3 protein-coding genes are annotated in these 2,120 nt (G+C 32.9%); 2 read left to right on the top strand and 1 reads right to left on the bottom strand.

Annotation, left to right across the window (positions count from 1 at the left end; all coding sequences use genetic code 11):
- The coding region (locus SOP96_RS19875) for a hypothetical protein (protein ID WP_326322599.1) at positions 1-258 on the top strand (258 nt) is incomplete at its 5' end.
- A gap of 340 nt (positions 259-598) precedes the next feature.
- On the opposite strand, the gene SOP96_RS19880 is transcribed toward SOP96_RS19875, so the two are convergent.
- On the bottom strand, positions 599-925 hold the full coding sequence (locus SOP96_RS19880) for a helix-turn-helix domain-containing protein (RefSeq protein WP_268053395.1): 327 nt from the start codon (positions 923-925) through the stop codon (positions 599-601).
- Positions 926-1,089: 164 nt separating this feature from the next.
- Between SOP96_RS19880 and SOP96_RS19885 the strand changes: the two genes are divergently transcribed.
- A partial coding sequence (locus SOP96_RS19885) for a CHC2 zinc finger domain-containing protein (RefSeq protein WP_326322600.1) occupies positions 1,090-2,120 on the top strand: 1,031 nt, incomplete at its 3' end.

Raw genomic sequence — 2,120 nt, forward strand, 5'->3', positions numbered from 1 at the left:
TTTATGAGAATTAGCAATGTTTATTATACAGCTGGAGTAGGAGGAAGAGCAGGAGGATCTGAGTCTATATCAGGAGCATTTGATGGAACAGTAATAAACTTTATAATTCCAAATTCAAATGTTTATATGAGATCACAAACAGATGGAAAAGTTGATCCATTAACAGTTTATCGAAGAGGGTATACTGAAACTGTGGGTGGTAGGAGATATTTAAAACCAATTGAATATTATAGAAATGCAACCGTTCCTTCAAAATAATTATTGTATGAAAAATATAGCAAATTGGGTTATTGGTTTTTGTGTCTATTTGTTTTCCACTATTTTTTATCAGAAATTTTTTGGAGAGGAACCTTTTAATAATTCTTTTTCAATTGGTTTTCCAAGGTTTTACTATGAATTTTATTCAAGTGACTGTGTTAAATTAAACGGAAACAATTTCATAAACCTATTATTAAATATTGTCATATATGCACTTATTTTTTTAGTTTATATAAAAATATTAAGGAAAGAAAAAAATAACTGATTCCCCGCTGCGCAAAGTCTCCTGACTTTGAGTAGATAAATAAAAACCCACTGCAATTGCGGTGGGTTTTGTATTTTATAAAATGCTTTGAATTTTTCTTTTAGCGATAAAAGCGTCAATGACTGAAAAGATATGATTGCGGTCTTCAGGTTCAAATTTTGAGACCTCCAAAATACGGCTACTTGTATTTTTATCAATCTGCACATCTTCTTTTCCGGTAAGGTAATCCAAAGACACGTCCAAAATATCTGCAATCTTGCGAGCAATATCTATCGAGGGATAAACTTCGTTCCTCTCGTATCTTCCCAACACGTTTTTATGAATCCCCAATTGACTTGCCAAGTCGGTTTGGGAAATCCCTTTTTGTTTTCTAAGTTCTGAAACTATACTTCCGAAATCCATAATAAAGAAACTTTATAGGTTTAAAAAACCTTGTTTACTATTGAAATGTAAATATATGAAAACAAAATCGGTTCTTCAAAACTTAAAAAGCTTGCAAAATAAAACTAAAATGGTATCTTAGCACCGAAATAGTTGTCAAAAAATATTTTAAACTTTTTTATTCTATGGAAATCTCCGCAATCAAAAGCCAGTTATCTATCTCAACGGTTCTGCATTATTACGGTTTAAAACCTGATAAGAACAATACAATGTGCTGTCCGTTCCACGAAGATAAAACGCCATCAATGCAGATCTATTACAAAACGCAGACAGCTTACTGTTTTTCTTCCAACTGCAAAACGCACGGTAAAAGTATGGATGTGATCGATTTTATAATGCACAAAGAAAATTTATCAAAGCACGAAGCGATAAAAAAAGCTGAAGAGATTTTAAATCCAGGTTCCGGAAACCAAGAGATAAGTAAAGAAAAGTTCCTTAATAATATGTTCCAATATTTTAGGAATGCGATAAGCAACAGCAAGCCTGCAAAGAAATATTTGGAAAAGAGAAATCTGGATAATAGCATTTTAGAAATCGGCTATAACTCTGGTCAGTTCCATCACGGGGAAAGGAAAACGGAAGAACTATTGAGACAGGCTTTAGAAGTTGGACTGTTGCAGGATAAAGGACAAATCAACAGCAGAACCGGAGAAAAAGGGTATAGTCCTTTTGCGAAATGGTGTATCTGTTTTGCGCTGAGAAATCAGAAGAATGAAGTTACAGGATTATACTTTAGAAGTATTTTAAACGATGATAAAGCCAAGCATTATTATCTGAAAAATCGTTCCGGAATCTATCCAAACTATCCAAAATCAGATACTAAAAAACTCATTCTTACAGAAGCAATCATCGATTGTGCGAGTTTACTTCAGATAAAAGAAATCAGAGACAATTACAGTCTCATAAGCTGTTTTGGAACTAATGGATTGAATGAAGAGATTTTAAACACAATAAAAGAACTTCCGGAACTTGAAGAAATTATTTTCTGTTTTGACCAGGATAAAGCAGGAAAAGGAGCAGTAAAGAAATATGCAGAACTGTTGAAACAAGAATGTAAATCTGTCACACTGAGCGTAGTCGAAGTGCCGAACAATGATATAAATGAGACTTTGCAGTTACACGATGAAACAATATTTGTAGAATTACTGAATAATAG

Origin of the sequence: Chryseobacterium salviniae, from assembly GCF_035819015.1 — a bacterium.
Lineage (GTDB): Bacteria > Bacteroidota > Bacteroidia > Flavobacteriales > Weeksellaceae > Chryseobacterium > Chryseobacterium salviniae.